The 25,461-nt window shown below is 51.4% G+C and carries 24 protein-coding genes; 18 read left to right on the top strand and 6 right to left on the bottom strand.

Translation table 11 applies throughout. The features are described 5' to 3' along the window. The first annotated feature begins 20 nt into the window (after positions 1 to 20). The 9 genes from panC (at position 21) to J4617_RS19450 (ending at position 8,618) form a co-directional block, all read left to right on the top strand. Positions 21 to 875: a pantoate--beta-alanine ligase gene (gene panC / locus J4617_RS19490; protein ID WP_000905347.1), complete on the top strand. Its 855-nt coding sequence runs from the start codon at positions 21 to 23 to the stop codon at positions 873 to 875. Positions 876 to 969: 94 nt separating this feature from the next. Then, entirely contained in the window at positions 970 to 1,350 is a 381-nt protein-coding gene (gene panD / locus J4617_RS19485) for an aspartate 1-decarboxylase (RefSeq protein ID WP_000621526.1), read from the top strand. A 276-nt stretch (positions 1,351 to 1,626) separates the two neighbouring features. Further along, entirely contained in the window at positions 1,627 to 2,232 is a 606-nt protein-coding gene (locus J4617_RS19480; protein WP_000466117.1) for a fimbrial protein, read from the top strand. Between the two features lie 86 nt (positions 2,233 to 2,318). Continuing rightward, on the top strand, positions 2,319 to 3,071 hold the full coding sequence (locus tag J4617_RS19475) for a fimbrial chaperone (RefSeq protein WP_000248435.1): 753 nt from the start codon (positions 2,319 to 2,321) through the stop codon (positions 3,069 to 3,071). 67 nt (positions 3,072 to 3,138) lie between these two features. Beyond that, positions 3,139 to 5,736 (top strand): outer membrane usher protein, encoded by a 2,598-nt coding sequence (locus J4617_RS19470; RefSeq protein WP_017465641.1) that lies wholly within the window; start codon positions 3,139 to 3,141, stop codon positions 5,734 to 5,736. A 22-nt stretch (positions 5,737 to 5,758) separates the two neighbouring features. After that, on the top strand, positions 5,759 to 6,343 hold the full coding sequence (locus J4617_RS19465) for a fimbrial protein (RefSeq protein ID WP_024137248.1): 585 nt from the start codon (positions 5,759 to 5,761) through the stop codon (positions 6,341 to 6,343). A gap of 26 nt (positions 6,344 to 6,369) precedes the next feature. Continuing rightward, positions 6,370 to 6,927, top strand: a complete 558-nt coding sequence (locus J4617_RS19460) for a fimbrial protein (protein WP_000673423.1) — start codon at positions 6,370 to 6,372, stop codon at positions 6,925 to 6,927. Positions 6,928 to 6,945: 18 nt separating this feature from the next. Further along, positions 6,946 to 7,545: a fimbrial-like protein gene (locus tag J4617_RS19455; RefSeq protein ID WP_001186620.1), complete on the top strand. Its 600-nt coding sequence runs from the start codon at positions 6,946 to 6,948 to the stop codon at positions 7,543 to 7,545. An 8-nt stretch (positions 7,546 to 7,553) separates the two neighbouring features. Then, positions 7,554 to 8,618: a fimbrial protein StkG gene (locus J4617_RS19450; RefSeq protein ID WP_223195164.1), complete on the top strand. Its 1,065-nt coding sequence runs from the start codon at positions 7,554 to 7,556 to the stop codon at positions 8,616 to 8,618. Position 8,619: 1 nt separating this feature from the next. On the opposite strand, the gene J4617_RS19445 is transcribed toward J4617_RS19450, so the two are convergent. Together J4617_RS19445 and J4617_RS19440 are read right to left on the bottom strand one after the other, a co-directional pair. Beyond that, positions 8,620 to 9,849: a polysaccharide deacetylase family protein gene (locus J4617_RS19445; protein WP_000245313.1), complete on the bottom strand. Its 1,230-nt coding sequence runs from the start codon at positions 9,847 to 9,849 to the stop codon at positions 8,620 to 8,622. A gap of 61 nt (positions 9,850 to 9,910) precedes the next feature. Continuing rightward, the gene (locus J4617_RS19440) at positions 9,911 to 10,351 is read right to left on the bottom strand and encodes a PTS sugar transporter subunit IIA (protein ID WP_000901960.1); all 441 of its coding nucleotides are present in this window, start codon (positions 10,349 to 10,351) and stop codon (positions 9,911 to 9,913) included. 369 nt (positions 10,352 to 10,720) lie between these two features. On the opposite strand from J4617_RS19440, the gene J4617_RS19435 reads away from it, so the two are divergent. Genes J4617_RS19435 through J4617_RS19420 form a run of 4 tightly spaced genes read left to right on the top strand, consistent with a single transcriptional unit; the run spans position 10,721 to position 15,652 of the window. Next, positions 10,721 to 11,260: a fimbrial protein gene (locus J4617_RS19435; protein ID WP_000777532.1), complete on the top strand. Its 540-nt coding sequence runs from the start codon at positions 10,721 to 10,723 to the stop codon at positions 11,258 to 11,260. Between the two features lie 47 nt (positions 11,261 to 11,307). Further along, positions 11,308 to 11,991, top strand: coding sequence for a fimbrial biogenesis chaperone StiB (gene stiB / locus J4617_RS19430; protein WP_001086403.1), 684 nt, complete (start codon positions 11,308 to 11,310; stop codon positions 11,989 to 11,991). Between the two features lie 26 nt (positions 11,992 to 12,017). Further along, on the top strand, positions 12,018 to 14,564 hold the full coding sequence (locus tag J4617_RS19425) for a fimbrial outer membrane usher protein (protein WP_017465638.1): 2,547 nt from the start codon (positions 12,018 to 12,020) through the stop codon (positions 14,562 to 14,564). A gap of 8 nt (positions 14,565 to 14,572) precedes the next feature. Then, complete coding sequence (locus tag J4617_RS19420; RefSeq protein WP_017465637.1) at positions 14,573 to 15,652, top strand: fimbrial protein; 1,080 nt, start codon at positions 14,573 to 14,575, stop codon at positions 15,650 to 15,652. 116 nt (positions 15,653 to 15,768) lie between these two features. On the opposite strand, the gene J4617_RS19415 is transcribed toward J4617_RS19420, so the two are convergent. Together J4617_RS19415 and J4617_RS19410 are read right to left on the bottom strand one after the other, a co-directional pair. Further along, entirely contained in the window at positions 15,769 to 16,539 is a 771-nt protein-coding gene (locus J4617_RS19415; RefSeq protein WP_000983418.1) for an ABC transporter permease, read from the bottom strand. Continuing rightward, entirely contained in the window at positions 16,536 to 17,462 is a 927-nt protein-coding gene (locus tag J4617_RS19410; RefSeq protein ID WP_000150628.1) for an ABC transporter ATP-binding protein, read from the bottom strand. The genes J4617_RS19415 and J4617_RS19410 overlap by 4 nt, the downstream gene beginning before the upstream one ends. 108 nt (positions 17,463 to 17,570) lie before the next feature. Between J4617_RS19410 and can the strand changes: the two genes are divergently transcribed. Further along, a complete protein-coding gene (gene can, locus J4617_RS19405) occupies positions 17,571 to 18,233 on the top strand; it encodes a carbonate dehydratase (protein ID WP_000651591.1) in 663 nt (220 codons plus the stop codon). A 57-nt stretch (positions 18,234 to 18,290) separates the two neighbouring features. Here the strand turns inward: can and hpt are convergent, their stop codons facing one another. After that, positions 18,291 to 18,827 carry a hypoxanthine phosphoribosyltransferase gene (hpt, locus tag J4617_RS19400; RefSeq protein WP_000683342.1) on the bottom strand — a complete coding sequence of 179 codons (537 nt, stop codon included), beginning with the start codon at positions 18,825 to 18,827 and terminating at the stop codon, positions 18,291 to 18,293. A 205-nt stretch (positions 18,828 to 19,032) separates the two neighbouring features. Here hpt and J4617_RS19395 point away from each other — a divergent pair, with 205 nt between their 5' ends. Beyond that, positions 19,033 to 21,423 (top strand): pyrroloquinoline quinone-dependent dehydrogenase, encoded by a 2,391-nt coding sequence (locus J4617_RS19395; protein ID WP_000829731.1) that lies wholly within the window; start codon positions 19,033 to 19,035, stop codon positions 21,421 to 21,423. Positions 21,424 to 21,500: 77 nt separating this feature from the next. Here the strand turns inward: J4617_RS19395 and cueO are convergent, their stop codons facing one another. Beyond that, on the bottom strand, positions 21,501 to 23,111 hold the full coding sequence (gene cueO / locus J4617_RS19390; RefSeq protein ID WP_000946047.1) for a multicopper oxidase CueO: 1,611 nt from the start codon (positions 23,109 to 23,111) through the stop codon (positions 21,501 to 21,503). A gap of 201 nt (positions 23,112 to 23,312) precedes the next feature. On the opposite strand from cueO, the gene J4617_RS19385 reads away from it, so the two are divergent. The 3 genes from J4617_RS19385 to speD all read left to right on the top strand — a co-directional run bounded on the left by J4617_RS19385 (position 23,313) and on the right by speD (position 25,442). Continuing rightward, positions 23,313 to 23,660 (top strand): YacC family pilotin-like protein, encoded by a 348-nt coding sequence (locus tag J4617_RS19385; protein WP_000846613.1) that lies wholly within the window; start codon positions 23,313 to 23,315, stop codon positions 23,658 to 23,660. Positions 23,661 to 23,766: 106 nt separating this feature from the next. Then, positions 23,767 to 24,627, top strand: a complete 861-nt coding sequence (gene speE, locus J4617_RS19380) for a polyamine aminopropyltransferase (RefSeq protein WP_000829968.1) — start codon at positions 23,767 to 23,769, stop codon at positions 24,625 to 24,627. 20 nt (positions 24,628 to 24,647) lie between these two features. Further along, entirely contained in the window at positions 24,648 to 25,442 is a 795-nt protein-coding gene (gene speD / locus J4617_RS19375) for an adenosylmethionine decarboxylase (protein WP_000734293.1), read from the top strand. Positions 25,443 to 25,461 lie beyond the last annotated feature (19 nt).

The following is a 25,461-nucleotide window of genomic DNA, read 5'->3' as shown; positions in this document are numbered from 1 at the left end:
GCAACTCAAGGAGTTTTGTTGTGCTAATCATTGAAACCCTGCCGCTGCTGCGCCAGCATATTCGTCGTCTGCGTCAGGAAGGTAAACGCGTCGCACTGGTTCCCACCATGGGCAACCTGCACGACGGCCATATGAAGCTGGTCGATGAGGCAAAAGCCCGGGCTGATGTGGTGATCGTCAGCATTTTCGTCAATCCGATGCAGTTTGATCGGCCGGACGATCTGGTGCGTTATCCGCGCACGCTGCAGGAAGATTGTGAAAAGCTGAACAAACGCAAAGTCGATTATGTCTTTGCGCCAGCCGTTGAGGAAATCTACCCACAGGGGCTGGAAGGCCAGACGTACGTTGATGTTCCCGGCCTCTCCACCATGCTGGAAGGCGCCAGCCGTCCAGGTCATTTCCGCGGCGTCTCGACTATCGTCAGCAAGCTGTTCAACCTGATCCAGCCGGATATCGCCTGCTTTGGCGAGAAGGATTTCCAGCAACTGGCGCTGATCCGCAAAATGGTGGCGGATATGAGTTATGACATTGAGATCGTCGGCGTGCCGATTATTCGCGCTAAAGACGGTCTGGCGCTCAGCTCACGTAACGCTTATCTGACCGCAGAGCAGCGCAAAATTGCGCCGGGTCTATACAACGTGATGAATAGCATCGCTGAAAAACTGATTGCGGGTAATCGTGAGCTGCAAGAGATTATTGCCATTGCCGAACAGGAACTGAATGAAAAAGGCTTCCGTGCCGACGACATTCAAATCCGTGATGCCGACACGCTGCTGGAGCTGACGGAAACCAGCAAACGCGCAGTGATTCTGGCTGCCGCCTGGCTGGGTCAGGCGCGTCTGATCGATAATCAAAGCGTTACATTAGCCCAGTAGACAGGGGTTAAAAATCGGGCAATACTGCCTGAGAATTTCCAAAGCAGGCCACAAGCGCCTGCTTAGCCAAGGTAAACGACAGGGTAAAGAAGTTATGATTCGCACCATGCTGCAAGGCAAGCTCCACCGCGTAAAAGTCACGCAGGCGGACCTGCACTACGAAGGCTCCTGTGCCATTGACCAGGATTTCCTTGATGCCTCCGGTATTCTGGAAAACGAAGCGATTGATATCTGGAACGTGACCAATGGGAAACGTTTCTCAACCTATGCGATTGCGGCTGAACGCGGCTCCAGAATCATCTCGGTGAACGGTGCGGCGGCGCACTGCGCTGAAGTTGGCGACATTGTGATTATCGCCAGCTTCGTCACCATGTCTGATGAAGAAGCGCGTACATGGCGTCCGAAAGTGGCCTATTTTGAAGGCGACAACGAAATGAAGCGCACCGCGAAAGCTATTCCGGTTCAGGTTGCCTGATTTTCAATAATAGGACAACCCTTCCAGAAAAACATATTTTGGGACGGGTTGTCTTTTTTTAAATCACAAATAAATAATATTATTTATTATTTATCTTATTGCTTAAATAATAAAGCATTAGTTTTACTTAAAAAAAGATAAAGTATTTCTAATGGATGGCTTTATTCCCTTTCATCGCCACTCTCTATAAAATCCGTCTCGAAATTTAATATTTCAACAAATAAGATATATAAATATATTTTATTTATATTTATCACTAAAATATGGATATTCTAAATGTTTTTCAGAAAATATGGCGTAGCCGCTTTTATTGCAATGACTTTGAGTGCCGGGTCTGCAATGGCAGCAGATCCAGATACGGGTACTATTACTTTCCACGGTCTGGTTTCTAACAATACCTGTAAAATCTCTCTTGATAATAAAATAGATCAAGACGGTAATGATTTTGACATTACGCTGGATACCGTTTTTGTTAAAAACTTCGCTACCGCACTGGGTGATAATAGTACTCTGGGCGAAAAACAGTTCACTCTGAATCTGAGCGAATGTGATAACGCAACGGTAAAAGATGCCTCCGCGCAATTTAATTCCTGGGGCGGTTCCAGCTCAACGTCAGGTGGTCTGTTAGTACCACCGGCTAATCTGCAAGGAGCAGCAGAAAACGTTAACCTGGTGCTGGCTAACAACGGTAACGGCGCTACCGATCTGATCAAAATTGACCAGACTAACAACACGCAGAAAGCCACTATTTCCGCTGATGGCACTGGTGACCTGTTCTACCGCGTAGCCTACACCCAGGGCCAGAAGTGGAATGCAGACACCAGCCCGGTAACGGCAGGAACCGTACAGGCACAAGTTGCCTTCACCGTTATTTATAACTAATCCTTTGTATTTAAAAAGATTAGCCAATCCCTCAGCGGCTGTGCTGGGGGATTTTAATTTTAAAGTATACCTACAGGGAGGGTAAAATGGTCAATACGGTTATTACAAAGGGATTTAAAACCACCTGCTTCGCTGCCGCGGCCTTCACGGCATTTACCACATTCCAGGTAAACGCGGATATCGTCATTTCCGGAACACGTATTGTGTACCCAGCGTCATCAAAAGACGTGATTGTGAACCTGGATAACCGGGGCAATAAACCTCTACTGGTGCAAACCTGGCTGGATGACGGGCGTGACGGTGTTGACCCGCAGGAGCTAAAACTGCCGTTTGTCATTACGCCTCCGGTATCTCGTATCGATCCACAAAAAGGGCAATCCTTGCGTATTACGTATATGGGTAGCGCATTACCTCAGGATCGGGAATCGCTGTTTTGGTTTAACGTGCTGGAAATTCCGCCAAAATCAAAAGCGAAAGAAGGCGAGAGTTTAAATCAACTTCAACTCGCCTTTCGCACGCGGATCAAATTATTTTTCCGCCCGGATGGCCTGAAAGGCACGCCTGGCGATGCGGCTGCAAACCTGAAATGGTCGCAGAAAAAAGAAGGCAATACGCTTTCACTATTTGCCCAAAATGACAGCGCGTACAACGTTTCTATTTCCAACGTAAAATTAAAAGTGGGCGGTAAAGAATATACTGTCGACAGCAAATCCGTTTTACCCTTTAGCGGGGTCAGCATGCCCGTAAAAGGCCTTTCGAATAATATTAACGGTACCGTTATCTATAGCACCATTAATGACAATGGTGGCACAAATAAACGAGAAGCCAAAATAGACTAATCAATTATAACAATTACGTACCAATGTAGTGGGCCATTCTGGTCCACGTTAATTATTCGGAAAAACAATGCTATTTCAACGCTCATTATTATGTCTTACTATTGGCGCTGCACTCCCTTTTTCCGTTTCTGCTGCAAATTCAGCAGCAGAAAAAACCGTTGTTGAGTCGGACGAAGCCGTAGAATTTAACGAGCAATTTTTACTTAATAGCAGCGCTAATATCGATATTAGTCGCTATGCGTATGGCAACCCGGTGCTTGCCGGAACCTATCGTGTGAAAGTGAATCTTAACAATGCGTTGAAATCTACCTCTGAAATTACCTTTAATGAAAACGGTACGCCACGCGCCAGTGCATGTCTGACGCCGCTTTTACTCACCCAGGCAGGTGTTGATCCCGCCGCAATGCGCGATGACGTCGAGGTCGACGACAACACCACGTGTCTGGATATAAAAAAATACTACCCCGGTGCGACGGCGAATTACGATTCCGGCAAACAGGCGATGGATCTCAACTTCCCGCAGATTTATATCCTGAAACGTCCTGCCGGGTATGTTGACCCCTCACTGTGGGAAGATGGCGTTCCGGCGGCCATCGTCTCTTATGATATGAACGCCTGGCACAGTGAAGGCAATGGCACAACGTCCGATACCGCTTACGTGGGGCTACGTTACGGTTTAAATATGGGACCGTGGCGTTTGCGTTCCCGAGGTAGCCTTAACTGGAACAAAGATACCGGTAGCGAATACAACAATCAGGACGTTTATTTACAGCGAGATATCACCGCGCTGAAAGCGCAAATGGTGATAGGCGACTCCTACACCCGTGGCGATGCGTTTGACTCCTTCAGCCTGAGCGGGATACGGATGTATAACGATGACCGCATGTTACCGATGGGCTCCAGCAACTACGCGCCTGTTATCCGCGGCGTCGCCAACAGCAATGCCAAAGTCACGGTGATGCAAAGCGGCAATAAAATCTACGAAACCACCGTACCGCCGGGGGCGTTCGAGATTAACGACCTTAGCACCACAGGTTATGGTAACGATCTGCTGGTCACCGTAGAAGAAGCGGACGGCAGCAAACGCAGCTTTACCGTTCCCTTTTCGTCAGTCACCCAAATGTTACGCCCCGGCGCGACACGCTGGGATATCGGCGTCGGCGAGCTGAACGATGATTCTTTACATGATAAACCGCAGGTGGGTTACGCGCAGTTTTACTATGGCCTGAACAACACCTTTACCGGCTATATCGGCGCGCAGTATACCGATATGAATTTCTATGCTGGGTTATTAGGTCTGGCAATGAACACCGGTATTGGCGCATTCGCCTTTGATGTGACGCAATCTCACGCCAGTATTGATGATTTAGGCACGCTCAGCGGGCAAAGCTACCGGCTGACCTATAGCAAAATGATCGAGGCGACCAATACCTCATTTAACGTCGCCGCTTATCGTTTTTCTACTGAAGACTACCTCAGCCTGAATGACGCCGCGTCTTTGCAAGACAGCGTTAAACATCAGCAATATGCGCAGCAAAGTTATCGCTCAGGTGATGAGTTATATGACGATTACCAGCGTACCAAAAATCAGGTGCAAATCAGCATCAACCAGCCCTTAAACCAGGGAGAAACAACCTGGGGTTCTGTGTATGTCAGCGGAACATGGCAGGACTACTGGAATGATGCGGGCTCCACGGCCAACTATAGCGTGGGTTACAACAACAGTTTTGCCTACGGCAGCTATAGCGTGTCATTACAACGCGCCTATGACCAGAACGGCAGTAAAGACGACAGCGTCTATTTAAGTTTCAGTATTCCGTTGAGTATGTTCTCCCACAACGGGGAACGATCTGGCGGTTTCTCCAATATTAACATGGGCCTGCGTTCTGACATGAAGGGCGGTACTAACGTCAACTCCACCGCCAGCGGTAATACCAAAGATAGCGACATCAGCTACTCCGTGAGCGCCACCTCCAGCAGCGGTAATTACGGCAACCTGAATCAGGTAAGTGGCTTTGGCTCCCTTAACAGCAGCTATGGCCCATTAGGGCTTTCCGCCTCGTTTGGCGACGACAATAGCCAGCAATATTCCGCCAGTTACAGCGGTGGCATGGTGCTGCATTCTGGCGGCGTAGCGTTCGCGCCGGGCAGCATTGGCGAAACCGACGCCGTCGCACTGGTGAAAGCCAGCGGCGCACAAGGCGCAGGACTGGGCTACAGCAGCAGCGAAATCGGCAGTTCGGGCTATGGCATTTTACCGTATATGTCAGCCTACCGCGAAAACCGGGTGTCGCTGGATATCAGCACACTGGAGAACGATGTTGAAATCAAAAGCACCAGCACGGTTACCGTACCGCGTAGCGGCGCCGTCGTGCTGGTGAATTTTGAAACCGATGAAGGTCGCTCACTGATTCTGGAATTACTGCGTAGCGATAAAGGCTTTATTCCTTTAGGCGCAGATGTCCTTAACGAGAAAAATGAAACTGTCGGTACCGTAGGCCAGGCCGGACAGGCGTACGTGCGCGGCGTAGAACCGCAAGGCGAACTTCGCGTGGTGTGGGGCAGTGGTAAAGAAAGCACCTGTACGGTGCGTTACCAATTAGCTGAAACCACGGCAAAAGCGGGACTAACCCCCGTATTGAGCAATCAACTTTGTCACCTGTAATGACCTGTTTAGGGAAAAACTAATGAGAGTTTATATGAAAAGAAACCGCCTCAGTCTTCCCATCGCGGCACTTGCCGTAATGGCAGCTTCTGGAAGCGCGCTTGCCGCTAACTCCACTAACCTGGATGTTAATTTCACGGCCACAATTAAAGAAACCACCTGTGACATGAAACTGGTCGGTGGTACAGGCTCCGACACGGTACAGGAATTAATCATTGGTAATAGTAGTGGTGAAGTTCGTATTGATGATGTAAGAGCGGGAACAGCAACGGCAGATTTTAAATTAGTGATTGTTGAATGCCCGGCATCGCTTCAATCATTAAAGACATCAATCAACGGAACGCCATCCGGGTATTCAACAAAAATATTAACGAATGGAACAAAAGGCTCAGCCGACTATATGGGGGTGTCAGTAGCGCGCGCATCCAAACCAGATGAACCTTTTGTTATTAACTCCACCGCCGATTCAGAACGTCTGGTCTGGAGTGAGGTAGAAATTAACAGTAAAGAGGTTCCGCTGATCGCCATCATGAAAGAGACCAAGGCAAATTCGGCTACCACCGGGGCTTTCTCAGCCGTTGCGACTTTCGTATTTAGCTACGAGTAATTAACGCAGATCTACGGAGCATCACTATGAAATTTACATCCGCTTTAATCACATTATCCGTTTCTGCCGTCTTATTCTCTGGAGTGGTCAGAGCCGCTATTACCGGTACCGACAGTGTACAAATGACCTTTAAGACCACAGTGACAACCGGTACCTGTAAAGCTATCGTCGTTAATGGTGACGGAAAAAATGTCAGCACCATTGGCTATGGTGAGACATATAAATCGGATCTTAACAAGAAAGCGATGCCACTGAGCATTGTCTTCAGCAATTGTTCCGGCGTAACCATCGCAGAAGTAGAAGCAAAAGCGGGCACCGGCGGCACCTGCTCCGGTGATAATTTAGACGGCGATTCTTACGCGGCGGGCCTGAATACCGCCTTCGAAATTTGGGGCGGCGATGCAGACACGGGGGTGAAACTGTCTTGTAAAACGCCACCAGCCGCACAGGAGGTGACCATTACCAACGGTGCGGGTACCTACCCAATGACGTCACGCATTGTGGTGGCAAACGGTAAAAGCCTGAGCGACGTCACCGCCGGCGATGTCACGGCTCCGGTCACCTTTGTTGTGACATACCCTTAATTTTCAGGTGATTTGTTCATGCAACAGTTACTGTTTCTTTTACGCCAGCCCAGTCTTATGTTGCTTATGGGTCTGACGGGCGGGTTTTGGTCTGGCATCAGCCAGGCGGGTTCCAATTTGGATATCAATCTGACCGCCAGTATTGTTAACAGCACCTGCAAACTCAGTCTGGAAAATGGGGGGGAAGTCTACCTTCCCAACGTCACGCGGGCATGGTTTTACAATAACGACGGCAGCAGTAAATATGCGCCTACCGACGAGGCGGGCGGCACGCCTTTTAACGTGCGTCTCGAAGACTGTGCAGATAACAGTAGCATCAAGCAGTTGATGTTCAGCTTTACGCCGCAATCCGGTTTTTGGAGCAACCAAAACCAGGTTTTCAAAAATGATGCCACAACAGGCGCGGCGCAAAACGTGGGGATCGTCATTTTCTCGGCAGACTATAAAACTAACGTCTTAAACAGCGATGGCAGTTCTAACGTAGTTTACGACGTCAGCGGAAAAAGCAGTTCGCTGTATTTAACGGATTATCAGTTTTACGCGCGCTATCAGAATACGGGCGCAGTTGTCAGCGGCGTTGTCACCAGCAACGTGTTGGTTGACGTCAGCTACGAATAAAAGGATTTATGATGAAGCTATTCCCTTATCTGGCCGCACTGTTATTGTTGAGCGCATCCGGCGTAGCCTATGGTGCCCTGGAATGTAAATTTTACAATGGCGATACACGACAGATAATGTCGCCAGGCGTTCAACCAATCATTACCTTTCACCCCTCGGTGCAAACCGCCACGCTGCTGGCTAGCGGTATTACGATGGAATTAACGCCGGAAATGCATAGCCACTGTGCAGTGGGGGATGATGGAGAGAACATTTACCAGATGACGGACAACACCTTACTTGAAGGGTATGTCGACGGTAAGGCGTTGTTTCGCACCAATATACCCGGCATTACGTATGCCATTGGGTTATACCCCGCAGGGAAAGGCATTACCGGATGGTTTCCCGTCAATCCTGGTCAATATTATATGACCGCTTATGCTGACGACAACGAAGGCTATTTCGAACATGAAAAAAAATGGTACGCCGTGATGGAAATCTACCAGATGCCCGGCTTTAATGGCGTGCCTTCGGGAGTCGGTTTTATTAGCTCAATCGGCGGCCCATTGGGGCACATTGTTCTCGGAGACCCCATAGGTTCTGAATCTGACCATCCTCGCCCGCTAATCACCATTTCTGATATGATGTTTAACATTCCATTCTCCGAACCGACCTGTATTCTTACCGCGCCCACCACCGTGAATTTAGGTGATTGGTACCGAAGCGACGTGGAGAAAGATCAGACCACCGAGGTGCCTTTTCAGATTACCGGAACCTGTACCGGGACGATTGCAGTCTCGTTCGTGGCGAAATCCTCATATACCAATGCGGATAAGAACCTGTTTACCAACTCGATTACCAGCAACTCAAACGTTACCGCGGCTGGCGGCGTCGGCGTAAAAATAAGCTCACCGGCCTATTCGCAAATTCATGCCGACAGTTCGCCAGAAGTCATTGCCGTGGGCGATATAATCGGGAGGCCGGTGACCTCAGTAAACGCCAACTTTAAAGCAAAGCTGGTCAAAACAGGGACGGAGGCCGTGACACCCGGTATTTTCGGATCGTCTGTCACCTTCCAGGTAACCTACGAGTAAACTACCCTTGCGGCTGATTGACTATCAGCCGCGACATCGTTTCCAGCGAATCTGTGCGTAAAATATACAGCCTTTTGAGCAGCATCGGATTATCTCCCGGCTTCACCTTCCCTCTCACCGTGGTGACCGCCAGATGGAAACCGGCGTCTTTTGCTGCTTTGATCGCGGTCGCGTTATAGCCGCCAAAGGGATAAGAAAGATAAAATACGTGCGGAGTAAACTGTGTGAGCGCCCTCCGCGAACGTTCAAAATCAAACAGAATATTATGGTAGCTGCGGCTATATAAAATCGGGCGGCGATGCCCGTCTACCCGGTGTAAAAAATGGGTATGCGATTGAAAATCAAAAACATCGCTTATCTTGCGCAATTCGGACACGCTCATAAATTGCAGCGACCTGGGATTCCATTTTTGCGGATGGCGCTTAATACGCGATGAGATAATAAATGCCGTCGCTTTCATATCGTACTGCTTTAATACCGGATACGCATAGCGACTCACCGATTTAAGGCCATCATCAAAGGTGATAGCCACCGCGCGCGCCGGGAAATTCGCGCGGTTATAGATGTAATCCTCCAGTTGGTACATCGTCAACGTGGCATAGCCGCGATCGCGAAGCCAGGTCATTTGGTTGCTGAATGCCCGAACCGAAGTCGTGGTGGACGTATGGCGAAAACGAGTATTCTCTTCATCACGTAAGATGTGATGATAGGTCAAAATCGGAATGCCGTTGTCTTCCTGCGCATCCATGGCGCTGACATAAGCCAGCCTGTCGCCAATACGGATCTGATACCAGGTTTGATGTAGCCGGCCTTTCAGCTTGCTAATAATGGGGTAACGCAAATTATCCACCAATACGCCAAACGGGGCGCTACTGATGTCCGGCGCGTTATACACCGGCGTGTCCTTCCAGGTCACCAGATTCTGATTGCTGAGCGGCTTGTTAAGATCGCCCAGGCCATCTTCCACTTTTTGTTTTCCCTGCACGGATTCCAGATGGCCTTTATCGATAAACCCCACACCGAAGCCGAATTTAAAGGCATAATAATCAGCCGCAACAGGCGTTACGGAAAGAATTTGTCCGGCGCGGATATTCCCTACGGTCACCATTTTGTCGCCAATCTGCGACCAGATGGCGGCATCTTTCGTCGTTTGCATATAACGAGCGGGCAAGGCAGCCAACACATTACCGGCGAAAAAGAACAGCAAGATAAGAACAACGCGCATAACCATATATCATAACCGAGGCGAAAAAACGCCGTCATTGTAGCAAAAGCGTCGTCAATGGTATTGATCAAAACTCATACGAATCATGCAGCAATACAAAAGGCGGATTTTTCTGCTGCTGATGCCAGAGACTGGTGACATCCGGCGCGCCAAGCGCGACAATCTGGTCGCGAAATGCTGAACTGCTCATTGACTCTCGCCAGGTAATCATTTCCTCCATCAATGAATAGCTAACACCGGAAATAACTTCACATTGAGAATGTTTATGGCTCATCAGCGACGCTACACGATAAGGCGCCGCGCCGGAAATGTCGGTTAAAAATATCACGCCTTCACCGGAGTCGGTGGCATGGAGGGCGTCACACATCATGCGGCTGAGCATATTTACGCTTAACCCACGCCAGAAATTGACCGCCCGACACTGCGCCAACGGCCCATACTTCTTTTCAAGACCTTCGAGCATTTCCTGCGCCCGATCGTCATGACAGGAAATGACCCATCCCAGCATAACTTCTCCTCCATTGAGCTCCAATCCTGCATGATGTCAGCATGTTTTTTTGGCCGACAACACACTATGACCACGATCATTTTTTATTCAAAAAAATTTGCATTATTTTTAAAATTGTTAGCAGCCTTCATAGAATCTGGCCCATTAAAGGGTAATCACGGCGATTCAATTAAACAAACACTCACCAAAATAATTGATTAAATATATATTATAAATATTTCATATTTATGTATTCTGAATTTTTCTTCTCGCCGTAAAAATCATCGGACATTATATTTACTCATTCGGGAATAAAAAGAACAATAACTTTCCACACTATAGATATTGTTACTATGTCAATATTTATAATATCTTAAAGGATCAAAGATAATGAAACTCTCCTTAAAAACACTCACTGTGGCACTGGCCGCCATCACCCTCTCCCCCGCCGCGCTGGCAGACACCGCCAAAGACGGCACCGTACATATCACCGGCCTCATTAAGCAAAACGCCTGTACGGTAAAAACGGATTCAGTAGAGGTGACATTACAGGAAGAATTTGCCTCTCTTTTCACTGCCGCAGGGCAGACGGCAGGGGATACAGACTTCACCATCGAACTCGAAAACTGCGACGCAAACGTCTACAGCAGTGTACAGGCGCGCTTTGAAGGCACACTCGACGGAACCGATGCGACCATCCTGAAAAATGAGGATGATGCTGAGAATATTGGCGTGCAAATTCTTGATAAAACTAGCACCCCTATGACCTTTAACGATCTTCAGGCATGGTCTGCCCCAGTCAACCTCCCTACAGCAGAGGGGGTGACGGAACTCTCAATGCCTTTCACCGCCCGCTATATCGCCACCGCGGTTCCCGTTAAGTCGGGAACGGTCGATGCAACCGCAACATTCTATCTGCAATATAACTGATCCTGGCGGCCAGCGTCGGCTGGCCCCTTTGTTTATTGAGGTCATCAATGAATTCATTGGCTAAAGCAGGGTTGCTTTGTTGCCTGTTGTGCGGTTCGCTGGCGCATGCCGCAGGGATAAACATCGGCACAACGCGGGTTATTTTTCACGGCGATGCCAAAGATGCGTCCATATCGATAAGCAATAACGACAACGTTCCCTATTTAATTCAGTCCTGGGCGCAATCGATCAGCGAAACAGGGGCGAGCGGCGATGCGCCGTTTATGGTCACCCCGCCGCTTTTTCGCCTTAATGGCGGGCAAAAGAACGTACTACGAATTATCCGTACCGGCGGCAATTTGCCGGAAGATCGCGAGTCGCTGTACTGGCTGGATATTAAATCGATTCCCAGCAGCAATCCGGACAATAAACACAACACACTCATGCTGGCCGTTAAAGCGGAATTTAAGCTGATTTACCGGCCAAAAGCGTTAACCCAAAAACCAGAAGAGGTTGCCGATCGGTTAACGTGGTCGCGTCAGGGTCGCACGCTCACCGTGAAGAACCCCACGCCCTATTATATGAACTTCGCCACCCTTTCCGTTGGCAGTCAAAAAGTGAAAGCCCCGCGCTATGTGGCGCCTTTCGGCAACGCGCAGTACACGCTGCCTGCCGCCGCCAGCGGCCCGATTGTCTGGTCTATCATCAACGATTTTGGCGGTACTGGCCCCGAACATAAACAAACGCCTTGAGAAGAGTGACAGGGATGAGAGTGCCGATGCGCAAAAGGCAACACCGGGTATTTTATTTATCGCGCTGCGCTGTGTGTATCGCGCTGGGCAGCACGTTCGCACACGTTGCATGGGCGCGCGACTATTTCAATCCGGCATTTATTGAAAACCATGGGCAGGCGAGTCGCACAAGCGTCGATCTGTCGACATTTGATAACGACAAAAGCCAGCTGCCTGGCACCTATTACGTCACTATCAATATCAATAAAACAGAAATCGGCGCACGAAACGTTGATTTTCAACTCGCGACGCTCAGTGACGGTCAACAGGCATTACAGGGCTGTTTACGGCTTCAGGAACTAAAAGATAACGGCGTCAAAACCGACCTTTTTCCAACGCTGGAGAGTGAAAAAGGCTGCGTCGATCTCAGCGCTATCCCCGGCGCCAGCCAGCGGTTTGATTTTCAGCAACAGACATTATCAGTAAGCATCCCTCAACTCTACATCGCCAACAACGCACGCGGCTACGTGCCGCCGGAAAAGTGGCAGGAGGGGATTACCGCGCTGATGCTGAACTACAGCTTCAGCGGCTATAAAGAGTACGGTTCCAGTGAGGATTCCGACGATGCGGAATCGAAGTATCTCGCTCTCCAGCCGGGTTTTAACCTCGGGCCGTGGCGTTTTCGCAACTACAGTAACTGGAGTTCAAATAACGGCGAGAGCGGTAGCTGGAACAGCGTTTATAACTATTTACAGCGCGACATTATCGCGCTGAAAAGCCAGTTTACCGCCGGAGACAGCAATACGCCATCCGACGTGTTCGACAGCGTACCTTTTCGCGGCCTCCAGCTCACCTCTGACGATCAAATGCAGCCCAACAGCCAGCGTGGTTACGCCCCGACGATTCGCGGCATCGCCCGCTCAAACGCGCAGGTTATCGTGCGGCAAAACGGCTATATCGCCTATCAGACCGCCGTTTCGCCGGGCGAATTTGAAATCAACGATATGTTTCCCACCGGCAGCAACGGCGACTATGACGTGACGGTAAAAGAAGCCGACGGCAGCGAACAGCATTTTATCGTGCCCTACTCTTCGCTGCCGATTCTGCAGCGCACCGGACGGGCAAAATATAGCGTGACCGTGGGTAAATATCGCGATTATAACAACCACACGCTGGACGACTTCGGCCAGGCGACCCTGCTGTACGGCCTGCCGTGGGGCATCACCCTGTACGGCGGCAGCCAGATTGCCGGCGATAAATACCAGTCCGTCGCCTTCGGCGTCGGGCAAAATATGCAGATGCTGGGGGCCATTTCCCTGGACGGCATCTGGTCGCACGCCAAATTTGACGATGGCCGCAAAGAAATCGGGCAATCCTGGCGCGTCCGCTACAGCAAGGGCGTCGTCAGTACGGGCACCACGTTTTCGCTGGCCGGCTATCGTTACGCCAGCGAAAACTACAATTCGCTGAGCGAGGTGATCAACCCGGACGATGATTTTTATGATAACTACGGCAAGCGCCATAATCGTTTCGAAGCTTCGGTCAACCAGCAAATTAGCAATACGCTCGGTTCCTTAACGCTAAGTTGGGTCAAAGAAGATTACTGGCACAGCGCGCAGCAGATGGAATCCCTGAGCGCCAGCTACAACAATAGCTGGGGTCCGGTGAGCTATACGCTGAGCTACAGCTATAACAAAAACACCTACCAGTACCGTTCGGACAATGACGATGATGACAACGACGACGATCGTTATAACCAGAACGATCGGCTGTTCACGCTGTCGCTGCACGTTCCGTTTACGGTGTTCGATTCCAGGCTATACGCCAGCTATATGCTGAACACGCGTAAGCACGATGCCACGGTAAACAGCACCACCCTTAGCGGCACCGCGCTGCGTGACAGAAACCTGAACTGGTCGTTACAGCAAAGCCACAGCACACAAGACGGTGATTCCGGCGGGGTAAACGCCAGCTATAAAGGCACTTATGCCAACCTCAACGCCGGTTACAATCAGTCGCCAGATAGCCAACAGGTCAGCTACGGCATCAGCGGCGGCATTCTGGCGCACGAAAACGGTATTACCCTGAGCCAGCCGATTACCGGCGCGGCGATTTTAATTAAAGCGCCCGGCGCCAGCGGCGTTTCGGTTGAAAACCAGACCGGCGTCGCCACCGACTTCCGGGGTTATACGGTGATCCCCAACGTCACGCCGTATTATCGCTACGATATCTCGCTCGACAGCAGCACGTTTGCTGACAACGTGGATATTCCGCTCAACAACCAGACCGTCTACCCGACGCGTAATGCGGTGGTGCGCGCGGCGTATGACACGCATAAGGGCTATCGCGTGTTGTTAACGCTGACGCGCAGCAATGGCGAGCCCGTGCCCTTTGGCGCGACGGCAAGCGTCGATGGGCAGGATGCGAACCTGGCCAGTATCGTCGGCGATAAAGGCCAGGTCTTCCTCAGCGGCTTGCCGGAAGAGGGCCTGCTGCTGGTGAACTGGGGAAGCGCCTCTTGCCGCGCGGATTACCGCCTGGATATCAGCAAAAATATGAACGGCATAGTGATGGCGAACGCCGTCTGCCAGTGAGGAACACAATGAAGAATTTATGGATGCTGCTGGCGCTGTCGCTATTTTCAGGCCATGCGCTGGCAGACGGAACGATGGGCAACGGAAGCGGCTGGTGTCAACCCACCAGCGGCACGCATAATTTCTTTTTTCCCCTTGACCAGACCATTACCGATACGGATGAGAACCAGGCAGGGAAAATAGTCAAAGAGAGTTGGTCGGTCGGCGGCGAATACAGCGCCAGGTGCGACTGCGATAATAAAGATTATCAGGGCGTTAACTATTTCACCGCTACGACCGGCGATTTAACACAAAAAGGAACGTACAGCGAAGCGGGTAGCAATGGGCAACAGATGGATTTTTATGTTCTGGTCGCGGGTAAGCTGGAGATTGGTACGGAAACCTACATCGTCGGTAACCTGAAACAGTATATCCCCGTTCCCTTTTCAGCGATCAGTAATCAGGACCCCACCGCAGGCGGGTGTACGGGCGCGAACATAAACAAAATGTCCGCAGGGAATAAGGGTAACGTGCGTATTTATATTACTCACCCACTGGTAGGTGAAATCACCATTCCTGAGACGACGATTATGAATCTCTATTTGTCAAAAACGCCGGGCAGCAGCGGAGATAATATTCCCCCTTCCGTTCCACCGATGGCGCACGTCACCATGTCCGGGACCATTACCGTGCCGCAGTCCTGCTCCATCAACGCCGGGCAGGTTATCGAGGTCAGGCTACCGGATATTGAGGGCAAAGATATTCGTCACCTCGGCGACAGTCCGCAGAACTCGCACGTCACCACTCAGGTAAACTTTACCTGTAGCAACGTGGCGGACGGCACCAACCTGTCAATGTCATTAAATGGCGCAACCGATCCGCACAACCCGGACTACCTGAAAACCGACAATGAGAATTTGGGGATACGGATTTCCGATAAATACGATAATACCATCGTTCCCGGCGGCAGCGCCGAATTGCCGATTGAAGATTACACTGACGGTAGAGGCAGCACCGAGTTCACCGCCGCGCCGGTCAATACCACCGGACATGTTCCCCACACCGGAGAATACCAGGCCACCGCCACGCTGGAGATTCAGATTCGCTGAGAGAAGCGTTGGGTTTCGACAAGCCTCACCTACCGACCCGTAACCCATTGATATTACGGACCCGTAGATGAAGTGAAGCGAAGCGCAACCCAACGCCCCATCTCCCCAGTCAGCGCTTAACTGCGCAACCCGCGCCCGCGCTGGATCAGCGACCAACACAGCAGATAGAAAGCAGCGATAAAGATCACCAGTACGCCAAACGTCGTCACCAGCGGCACATCATGGATACCCAGAAAACCATAACGGAAACCGCTGATCATGTAGACGATCGGGTTCAGGTGCGACAGCCCTTGCCAGAACGGCGGCAGCAGCGTCAGCGAGTAAAATACCCCGCCGAGGTAGGTCAGCGGCGTCAGCACAAAGGTCGGGATCAGACTGATATCGTCAAAGGTTTTCGCAAACACGGCGTTCAGCAGTCCGGCCAGCGAGAACAGAATCGCGGTCAGAATCAGCGTTAGCGCGACAAATACCCAGGAATGCACCTGGAAAGGCACGAAAAAGAGCGAAATCGCCGTCACCAGAATCCCTACGCACAGCCCGCGCGCTACGCCGCCGCCGACAAATCCGGCGATGATCACATGCGTTGGTACCGGCGCGACCAGCAGTTCCTCAATATTGCGCTGAAACTTGGCGCTAAAAAATGACGACGCGACATTCGCGTAGGAGTTAGTAATGACCGCCATCATAATCAGGCCCGGCACAATAAATTGCATATAGCTAAAACCATGCATTTCGCCGATGCGCGAACCAATCAGGTTGCCGAAAATAATAAAATAGAGCGTCATGGTGATGACGGGCGGCACCAGCGTTTGCACCCAGATCCGCATAAAGCGGTGGATCTCTTTCGCCCAGATGCTTTTAAGGGCAACCCAGTAAAGCTGCATCATGCGCGATCTCCTTGTTTTTCATGCACCAGCGACACAAACAGTTCTTCCAGACGGTTGGCTTTATTACGCATACTTAATACCTGAACCCCCTGCTCGCTCAGTTGGCTAAAGACACTGTTAACCCCCTGCTCGCGTAACACTTCCACCTCCAGAGTCGAGGTATCCACCAGACGATATTGATAACCCGTAAGCTTAGGTAGCGGGCTTTTTGGCGCTAAATCCAGAATAAACGTCTCCGATTTCAGCTTTGAAAGCAGATTTTTCATGGAGGTATTTTCCACCAGCTCGCCGTGCTGAATAATACCGATATTGCGGCACAGCATTTCCGCCTCTTCCAGATAGTGGGTGGTGAGAATAATGGTGGTGCCTTTGGCGTTTAAGTCTTTCAGGAATCCCCACATCGAGCGACGCAATTCGATATCGACACCCGCCGTCGGCTCGTCGAGAATCAATAGCTTAGGCTCATGCATCAATGCGCGGGCGATCATCAGGCGGCGTTTCATCCCACCGGAGAGCATCCGCGCACGTTCACTACGTTTTTCCCACAGATCGAGCTGTTTTAAATACTTTTCGCTACGTAAAACCGCCTCTTTATGTTCCACGCCGTAGTAACCGGCCTGATTCACTACGATCTGTTGCACCGTTTCAAACGGGTTAAAGTTAAACTCCTGTGGCACCAGTCCAAGCTGTCGCTTGGCGTTAACCACGTCTTTTTCCAGGTCGTAACCAAAAACGTTAACGCGCCCGGACGTTTTATTAACCAATGAGCTGATAATACCGATGGTGGTCGATTTCCCTGCTCCATTTGGCCCTAGAAGCGCGTAAAAATCCCCCGCTTCGACCTGCAAATCTATGCCGCGCAACGCCTGAACGCCGCCGGGATAGGTTTTTTTAAGTTGTTGAAGTTCCAGCGCAATGGTCATAAATTCTCACTTACTTTACGTTCTTACACTTTATATATGGTTTAAATAATTACGGAGTTGCCCTATATTAGCCCAACGCACTTATTTGGTTACAGGTCGTTAACTTCCATGAAAGACATAGATACACTCATCAGCAACAATGCACTATGGTCAAAAATGCTGGTGGAAGAGGACCCCGGATTTTTTGAGAAACTGGCGCAAGCGCAAAAACCGCGCTTTCTATGGATTGGATGTTCCGACAGCCGCGTTCCCGCAGAGCGTTTAACCGGGCTTGAACCGGGCGAATTGTTTGTTCACCGTAATGTGGCTAACCTGGTTATTCACACCGATCTGAACTGTCTCTCCGTGGTTCAGTATGCGGTAGATGTTCTGGAAGTTGAGCATATTATCATTTGCGGCCACTCCGGTTGCGGCGGTATCAAGGCTGCGGTAGAAAACCCTGAGCTGGGCTTGATTAATAACTGGCTGCTGCATATCCGCGACATCTGGCTTAAACATAGCTCGCTGTTGGGAAAAATGCCCGAAGAGCAACGTCTGGACGCGCTCTATGAATTGAACGTCATGGAACAGGTCTATAACCTGGGGCATTCCACCATTATGCAGTCAGCGTGGAAACGCGGTCAGAATGTGACCATTCACGGCTGGGCGTACAGTATCAATGATGGCCTGCTGCGCGATCTTGACGTCACCGCCACCAACAGAGAAACGCTGGAGAACGGCTATCATAAGGGTATTTCCGCCCTAAGTCTGAAATACATTCCCCACCAATAAGCCATTAGCTATAGGCCGGATAAGTCGCTTTAGCGACGCCATCCGGCATTTCTGCGCTTACTCGTCCAGCAGCACCACTTTACCAACATACGGTAGATGGCGATAACGCTGAGCGTAGTCGATACCGTAACCGACTACAAATTCGTCCGGAATCGAAAAGCCAACGAACTCAACCGGCACGTCCACTTCGCGGCGAGAAGGTTTATCCAGCAGCGTACAAATCGCCAGCGATTTCGGCTCGCGCAGACCCAGGATTTCACGGACCTTCGACAGCGTATTACCGGAATCAATAATGTCTTCGACAATCAGCACGTCTTTACCACGAATATCCTCATCCAGATCTTTGAGGATTTTCACGTCGCGGGTGGTGGACATGCCGCTACCATAACTGGAGGCGGTCATAAAATCGACTTCATGAGGAACCTGAACTTCACGGCACAGGTCCGCCATAAACATAAATGAGCCACGCAACAGACCTACCAGCACCATTTCACTGCCGCTGTCTTTATAACGTTCGGTAATCTGACGACCCAGCTCGGCAATACGTGCTTTGATCTCCGCTTCGGGGATCATGACTTCAACAGTATGTTTCATATTTATAACCATATGATTTAAAAACAAATCACTCAATGCCGGTGACTAATAACGCCGCATTGACGCGCAAGGCACGCAGTATAACAGCAAACGTATTCATTCGCGGCATTTGATAAGAAAGCTCATTTTGTGATGACGATCACACATGTTAATTCCTATACTTAATTGCTACTAAAAAATTAACAATTTGGGATGGTGTCTTTTTATGGCAGAAAATAACGCACGATCGCCACGATTACTCGTGACGCTGACGGCCCTCTTTGCAGCACTTTGTGGGCTGTATCTTCTTATCGGAGGTGTCTGGCTGGTTGCTATTGGCGGTTCCTGGTACTACCCCATCGCGGGCCTCGTGATGCTGGTTGTGGCCGGATTGCTATGGCGCAGTAAACGTGCCGCACTGTGGCTGTATGCCGCCCTGCTGCTGGCGACAATGATTTGGGGCGTGTGGGAAGTCGGGTTCGACTTCTGGGCGCTCACGCCGCGTAGCGATATTCTGGTGTTTTTCGGCATCTGGCTAATATTGCCGTTTGTCTGGCATCGGCTGGTGGTTCCTTCCAGCGGCGCAGTGGCGGCGCTGGTCGTGGCGCTGCTGATTAGCGGCGGCATTCTGACCTGGGCTGGCTTCAACGACCCGCAGGAGATCAACGGTACGCTTCGCGCCGACGCCACGCCCGCCGCAACAAGCTCGTCGATCGCCGACGAAGACTGGCCGGCCTATGGACGCAATCAGGAAGGCCAACGCTATTCACCGCTGAAACAGATCACTGCGGATAACGTTCACCAACTGAAAGAAGCGTGGGTCTTCCGCACCGGCGATCTGAAACAACCCAACGATCCGGGTGAAATCACCAACGAAGTGACCCCGATTAAAGTCGGCGATACGCTTTATCTGTGTACGGCTCACCAGCGTCTGTTCGCGCTGGACGCCGCCAGCGGTAAAGAGAAGTGGCATTTTGATCCTCAGTTGAAGACCGATTCGTCTTTCCAGCATGTGACCTGCCGCGGCGTCTCTTATCATGAGGCCAAAGCGGATACCGCCTCGCCGGAGGTCATCGCCGACTGTCCGCGCCGTATTATCCTCCCGGTCAACGACGGTCGCCTTTTCGCGGTGAATGCCGAAACCGGCAAGCTGTGTGAAACCTTCGCCAACAAAGGCGTCCTGAATCTGCAAACCAATATGCCGGATACCACGCCGGGACTGTATGAACCGACGTCGCCGCCGATTATCACCGATAAAACAATTGTCATTGCCGGTTCGGTCACGGATAACTTCTCTACCCGCGAAACGTCCGGCGTTATCCGTGGTTTTGATGTTAATAGCGGTAAACTCATGTGGGCCTTCGATCCGGGGGCGAAAGATCCGAACGCGATTCCAGCCGATGAGCACGCTTTTACCTTTAACTCGCCGAACTCCTGGGCGCCTGCCGCCTATGATGCGAAACTGGATCTGGTCTATCTGCCGATGGGCGTGACCACGCCGGATATCTGGGGCGGTAACCGCACGCCGGAGCAGGAACGTTATGCCAGCTCCATCCTGGCGCTGAATGCCACCACCGGGAAACTGGCCTGGAGTTATCAGACCGTCCATCACGATCTGTGGGATATGGACCTGCCGGCACAGCCGACGCTGGCGGATATTACCGTTGACGGTACTACCGTTCCGGTTATCTATGCGCCAGCGAAAACCGGTAATATCTTTGTGCTGGACAGACGTAATGGCGAGCTGGTCGTGCCCGCCCCGGAAAAACCGGTCCCGCAGGGCGCGGCAAAAGGCGATTACGTCGCCAAAACTCAGCCGTTCTCTGATTTAACCTTCCGCCCGAAAAAAGATCTCTCCGGCGCGGATATGTGGGGCGCGACCATGTTCGACCAACTGGTGTGCCGCGTCATGTTCCACCAGTTGCGCTATGAAGGTATCTTCACCCCGCCGTCCGAGCAGGGAACATTGGTATTCCCTGGCAACCTGGGGATGTTTGAATGGGGCGGTATTTCCGTCGATCCAGACCGTCAGGTCGCTATCGCTAACCCGATGGCGCTGCCGTTTGTCTCGAAGCTGATCCCACGCGGCCCGGGTAATCCAATGGAACCGCCGAAAGACGCGAAAGGTACTGGTACAGAAGCGGGTATTCAGCCACAGTACGGCGTACCATTCGGCGTCACGCTGAATCCGTTCCTTTCGCCGTTTGGCCTGCCGTGTAAACAACCGGCCTGGGGCTATATTTCCGCGTTGGATCTGAAGACCAATGAAATCGTGTGGAAGAAACGTATAGGGACGCCGCGCGACAGTATGCCGTTCCCGATGCCGGTTCCGGTGCCGTTCAACATGGGGATGCCCATGCTGGGCGGGCCAATCTCAACCGCCGGTAACGTGCTGTTTATCGCCGCGACCGCCGACAACTACCTGCGCGCTTATAACATGAGCAACGGGGAAAAACTGTGGCAGGGACGTTTACCCGCCGGAGGCCAGGCAACGCCGATGACCTATGAGGTAAACGGTAAGCAGTACGTGGTCGTTTCTGCCGGAGGCCACGGTTCGTTTGGTACGAAGATGGGCGACTATATCGTGGCCTATGCTTTGCCTGACGACGCGAAATAACCATTAATGCCCGGCGTATGCCGGGCATTGTGCCGGGTGGCGGTTTCGCCTTACCCGGCCTGCGTCACAGACATCGGTCAGACCGTAAATCCTAACATCATTCCCGTATCTTCATGTTCTAACAGATGACAGTGCGCCATATAGGCATGTTCCTTCGGTGCGTCGTGATCGAACTTGACCAGCACTTCGCTGATCCCCCCCTCAACGCGTACCGTATCCTTCCAGCCCGTTCTGTGCGCCGCTGGCGCTTTGCCATTCTCTGACAAAATACGGAACTGCGTGCCGTGAATATGGAAAGGATGCAGCATCATGTCACCCACGCCGGAAATCACCCAACGTTCATGTCGGCCTTTTTGCGCCGCGAACATCGGTTTGTTCATATCAAAGACCTGGCCGTTGATAAAGTTAGCGTTATGGAAGTCGAATTTTCCGCCGTGATTCATATTGCCCATCGCGCCATGATTCATCCCGCTGTGATCCATGTTGCCATGATCCATCTCGCCATGCCCCATATTGCCGCCCTGCATATGCGCGTTCATGCTGTCATGATCCATGCCGCTCATCGCCTGAGCGCCATATTTCTTCATCAGCATTTGCATCCCCATCATATCAAGACGCGGGTCCATCGACAGTTTCAGGTTGCGCACCGTCAGCCCTTCCAGCGACGGCAGCGCCGGCATCGTCGTCAACGTATCCGGCAGCGTACCGGAGGCGGTAATCCGCAGCGGCTGGATACGCATCACCGGATGCGGTTTATCAAACGGAGCGATCGCCATTCCCATCTGGCTGACCGGCAGCGTCACCAGGTCAAAGGCTTTCCCGTCGCTGATATCCACCAGCACTTCAAAACGCTCGCCCATTAATAACGGCAGTTCGGTGACTTTCACCGGCTCCGCCAGCAGGCCGCCGTCGCTGGCGATCACATAAAGCGGGCGATTATCGCTGGCGGCGATATTCAGCGAACGCGCATTACAGCCATTTAGCAAGCGCAGACGTAGCCAGCCTTTCGGCGCGGAATGCTGCGGATAGATCGCGCCATTGGTCAGCAGCGTATCGCCAAACCAGCCGACGGCGGCGGTCATAATATCCAGTTGATAATCAATCTGGCCATCGGCGGAGAAACGTTTGTCCTGAATGATCACCGGCACATCGTCGATGCCCCACTGTTTCGGCAGGCGCAATTTGCGAATCTCGTCATCTTCAATCAGCACCAGTCCGGCAAGGCCCATCGCCACCTGGCGCCCGGTTTTGCCGTGTTTGTGCGGATGAATCCAGCAGGTCGCGGCGCGTTGCTCCGGCGTAAACGTCACCGTACGGGTTCCGCCTGCGGGAATAATCCCCTGCGGACCGCCGTCGACGATGCCTGGAATCTCCAGACCATGCCAGTGAAGCGTCGTGTCTTCGGCCAGTTGGTTATGGATATCAACGGTCACGCTTTTTCCTTTGTGAAGCTGTACCGCTGGCCCCAGCAAATTACCGTTGTAGCCCCAGGTTGTCGCGTTCTTACCGGCGAATGTGGACTGTCCGGCTTTAACAATTAACTGCATACGGTTGCTCGCATCTGCCGTTAACAGGTCAGGAATAGGCAACGCGGGACGTTCGGCGGCAAAAGCGGCGCGGCTCCACAGCGGCAGCGCTGATGCAACCCCCAGCGCCACTGAATATTTTAAGAAATCACGGCGTAACATAATCATTTCCTTATAATGAACAGGCGGGTGTCTAAGCTTAGACCCTGCCCTAACGGGAAGGTCAAGCCAGCAACACGTCTTTACCATTCCTGACAGCAATACAATAAGAATGAAAACGCCGCGACCAATCCTGATAATAAAAGTCGTCGCTACGTTCTCAGTATGCTAACGTTGACTTTCCCTGATGCCGTGGTAGAAGCAATGAAGACGTTTTTCAGACCCGTGTTGTTTGGCAGCCTGATGGCCTTATGCGCAAATAGCTATGCGCTTACTGAATCCGAAGCTGAAGATATGGCCGATTTAACGGCGGTTTTCGTTTTTCTGAAAAATGACTGTGGTTACCAAAATTTACCCAACAGTCAGATTCGGCGTGCGCTGGTCTTTTTTGCCCAGCAAAATCAGTGGGACCTGAGTAACTACGACACCTTCGATATGAAATCGTTGGGCGAAGACAGCTACCGCGATCTTAGCGGCATCGGTATTCCGGTCGCTAAAAAATGCAAAGCTTTGGCCCGCGATTCTCTGAGCCTGTTAGCCTACGTTAAATAATCCTCCGTGATCCTATTGCTGAAATAATGACCGTGCATCCACGGTCATTGTTAGCTATGATGTTGCGCCCTTTTTTTACGGGTGTTAACAATGGAGGTATCAGCCAATGGCCGAAAATACGATGTGGCATGAAACGCTACACGACCAGTTTGGTCAGTACTTTGCCGTAGACAACGTTCTGTATCATGAAAAAACCGATCACCAGGATTTAATCATCTTTGAAAACGCCGCTTTTGGCCGCGTGATGGCGCTGGACGGCGTGGTACAGACCACCGAACGCGACGAGTTTATTTATCATGAAATGATGACCCACGTCCCGCTGCTGGCGCACGGTCATGCGAAACACGTTCTGATTATCGGCGGCGGCGACGGCGCAATGCTACGTGAAGTTACCCGGCATAAAAACGTCGAAACCATCACCATGGTAGAGATAGACGCTGGCGTAGTCTCGTTTTGCCGCCAGTATTTACCCAACCACAATGCCGGCAGCTACGACGATCCGCGCTTTACGCTAGTGATCGACGACGGCGTGAATTTCGTCAATCAGACCCATCAGACCTTTGATGTGATCATTTCCGACTGTACCGATCCGATAGGCCCCGGCGAAAGCCTGTTTACCTCCGCCTTTTATGAAGGCTGTAAGCGTTGCCTGAATCCGGGCGGCATTTTTGTCGCCCAGAACGGCGTGTGCTTCCTGCAACAGGATGAAGCGCTCGACAGCCACCGCAAGCTGAGTCATTACTTCAGCGATGTCGGCTTCTACCAGGCGGCGATTCCGACCTACTACGGCGGCATTATGACCTTCGCCTGGGCGACGGACAACGATGCTCTTCGTCACCTGTCGAGCGAAATTATTCAGGCGCGTTTTCATGCCGCCGGCCTCAAATGTCGCTATTACAACCCGGCTATTCATGCCGCTGCATTTGCGCTACCGCAATATCTACATGACGCACTGTCCGCACAGTGACGTTAAGGAGGTGATAAAAATTGAAAAAGCTGAAACTGCATGGCTTTAACAATCTGACGAAAAGCCTGAGTTTTTGTATTTACGATATCTGCTACGCCAAAACCGCAGAAGAGCGCGATGGCTATATCGCCTATATCGATGAACTCTATAACGCCAACCGACTGACCGAGATCCTGTCGGAGACCTGCTCCATTATCGGCGCGAACATCCTGAACATCGCCCGACAGGATTATGAACCCCAGGGCGCCAGCGTCACGATTCTGGTGAGCGAAGAGCCAGTCGACCCGAAACTTATCGACCAAACCGAACATCCCGGCCCGCTGCCGGAAACCGTGGTGGCGCACCTCGATAAGAGCCATATCTGTGTGCATACCTATCCGGAAAGCCATCCGGAAGGCGGGCTATGCACCTTTCGCGCCGACATCGAAGTGTCAACCTGCGGGGTGATTTCACCGCTAAAAGCGCTCAATTACCTGATCCACCAGCTAGAGTCCGATATTGTCACCATCGATTACCGCGTGCGCGGCTTTACGCGCGACGTCAACGGTATGAAGCACTTTATCGATCATGAGATTAATTCTATTCAGAATTTTATGTCGGAAGATATGAAGTCGCTGTATGACATGGTGGATGTAAACGTGTATCAGGAAAATATTTTCCATACCAAGATGCTGCTTAAAGAGTTCGATCTTAAGCACTACATGTTTCACACCAAACCGGAAGATCTCACTGAAACCGAACGCCAGGAGATCACCGCCGCGCTGTGGAAAGAGATGCGCGAGATTTACTACGGCCGCAATATTTCTGCGGTCTGATTCATCACTGACAGCGCCT

Origin of the sequence: Salmonella sp. 32010601201800023SM (assembly GCF_017572235.1) — a bacterium.
Classification (GTDB): domain Bacteria; phylum Pseudomonadota; class Gammaproteobacteria; order Enterobacterales; family Enterobacteriaceae; genus Salmonella; species Salmonella enterica.
The sequence above is the reverse complement of the archived record's forward strand: the minus strand, read 5'-3'. Positions and strand labels throughout refer to the sequence as shown.

Bases quoted from the DNA above. Each gene is read 5' to 3' on its own strand.
- panD (WP_000621526.1), top strand. From the start codon at position 970: ATGATTCGCACCATGCTGCAAGGCAAGCTCCACCGCGTAAAAGTCACG.
- J4617_RS19480 (WP_000466117.1), top strand. From the start codon at position 1,627: ATGTTTTTCAGAAAATATGGCGTAGCCGCTTTTATTGCAATGACTTTG.
- J4617_RS19475 (WP_000248435.1), top strand. From the start codon at position 2,319: ATGGTCAATACGGTTATTACAAAGGGATTTAAAACCACCTGCTTCGCT.
- J4617_RS19470 (WP_017465641.1), top strand. From the start codon at position 3,139: ATGCTATTTCAACGCTCATTATTATGTCTTACTATTGGCGCTGCACTC.
- J4617_RS19465 (WP_024137248.1), top strand. From the start codon at position 5,759: ATGAGAGTTTATATGAAAAGAAACCGCCTCAGTCTTCCCATCGCGGCA.
- J4617_RS19460 (WP_000673423.1), top strand. From the start codon at position 6,370: ATGAAATTTACATCCGCTTTAATCACATTATCCGTTTCTGCCGTCTTA.
- J4617_RS19455 (WP_001186620.1), top strand. From the start codon at position 6,946: ATGCAACAGTTACTGTTTCTTTTACGCCAGCCCAGTCTTATGTTGCTT.
- J4617_RS19450 (WP_223195164.1), top strand. From the start codon at position 7,554: ATGATGAAGCTATTCCCTTATCTGGCCGCACTGTTATTGTTGAGCGCA.
- J4617_RS19445 (WP_000245313.1), bottom strand. From the start codon at position 9,849: ATGGTTATGCGCGTTGTTCTTATCTTGCTGTTCTTTTTCGCCGGTAAT.
- J4617_RS19440 (WP_000901960.1), bottom strand. From the start codon at position 10,351: ATGCTGGGATGGGTCATTTCCTGTCATGACGATCGGGCGCAGGAAATG.
- J4617_RS19435 (WP_000777532.1), top strand. From the start codon at position 10,721: ATGAAACTCTCCTTAAAAACACTCACTGTGGCACTGGCCGCCATCACC.
- stiB (WP_001086403.1), top strand. From the start codon at position 11,308: ATGAATTCATTGGCTAAAGCAGGGTTGCTTTGTTGCCTGTTGTGCGGT.
- J4617_RS19425 (WP_017465638.1), top strand. From the start codon at position 12,018: ATGCGCAAAAGGCAACACCGGGTATTTTATTTATCGCGCTGCGCTGTG.
- J4617_RS19420 (WP_017465637.1), top strand. From the start codon at position 14,573: ATGAAGAATTTATGGATGCTGCTGGCGCTGTCGCTATTTTCAGGCCAT.
- J4617_RS19415 (WP_000983418.1), bottom strand. From the start codon at position 16,539: ATGATGCAGCTTTACTGGGTTGCCCTTAAAAGCATCTGGGCGAAAGAG.
- J4617_RS19410 (WP_000150628.1), bottom strand. From the start codon at position 17,462: ATGACCATTGCGCTGGAACTTCAACAACTTAAAAAAACCTATCCCGGC.
- can (WP_000651591.1), top strand. From the start codon at position 17,571: ATGAAAGACATAGATACACTCATCAGCAACAATGCACTATGGTCAAAA.
- hpt (WP_000683342.1), bottom strand. From the start codon at position 18,827: ATGAAACATACTGTTGAAGTCATGATCCCCGAAGCGGAGATCAAAGCA.
- J4617_RS19395 (WP_000829731.1), top strand. From the start codon at position 19,033: ATGGCAGAAAATAACGCACGATCGCCACGATTACTCGTGACGCTGACG.
- cueO (WP_000946047.1), bottom strand. From the start codon at position 23,111: ATGTTACGCCGTGATTTCTTAAAATATTCAGTGGCGCTGGGGGTTGCA.
- J4617_RS19385 (WP_000846613.1), top strand. From the start codon at position 23,313: ATGAAGACGTTTTTCAGACCCGTGTTGTTTGGCAGCCTGATGGCCTTA.
- speE (WP_000829968.1), top strand. From the start codon at position 23,767: ATGGCCGAAAATACGATGTGGCATGAAACGCTACACGACCAGTTTGGT.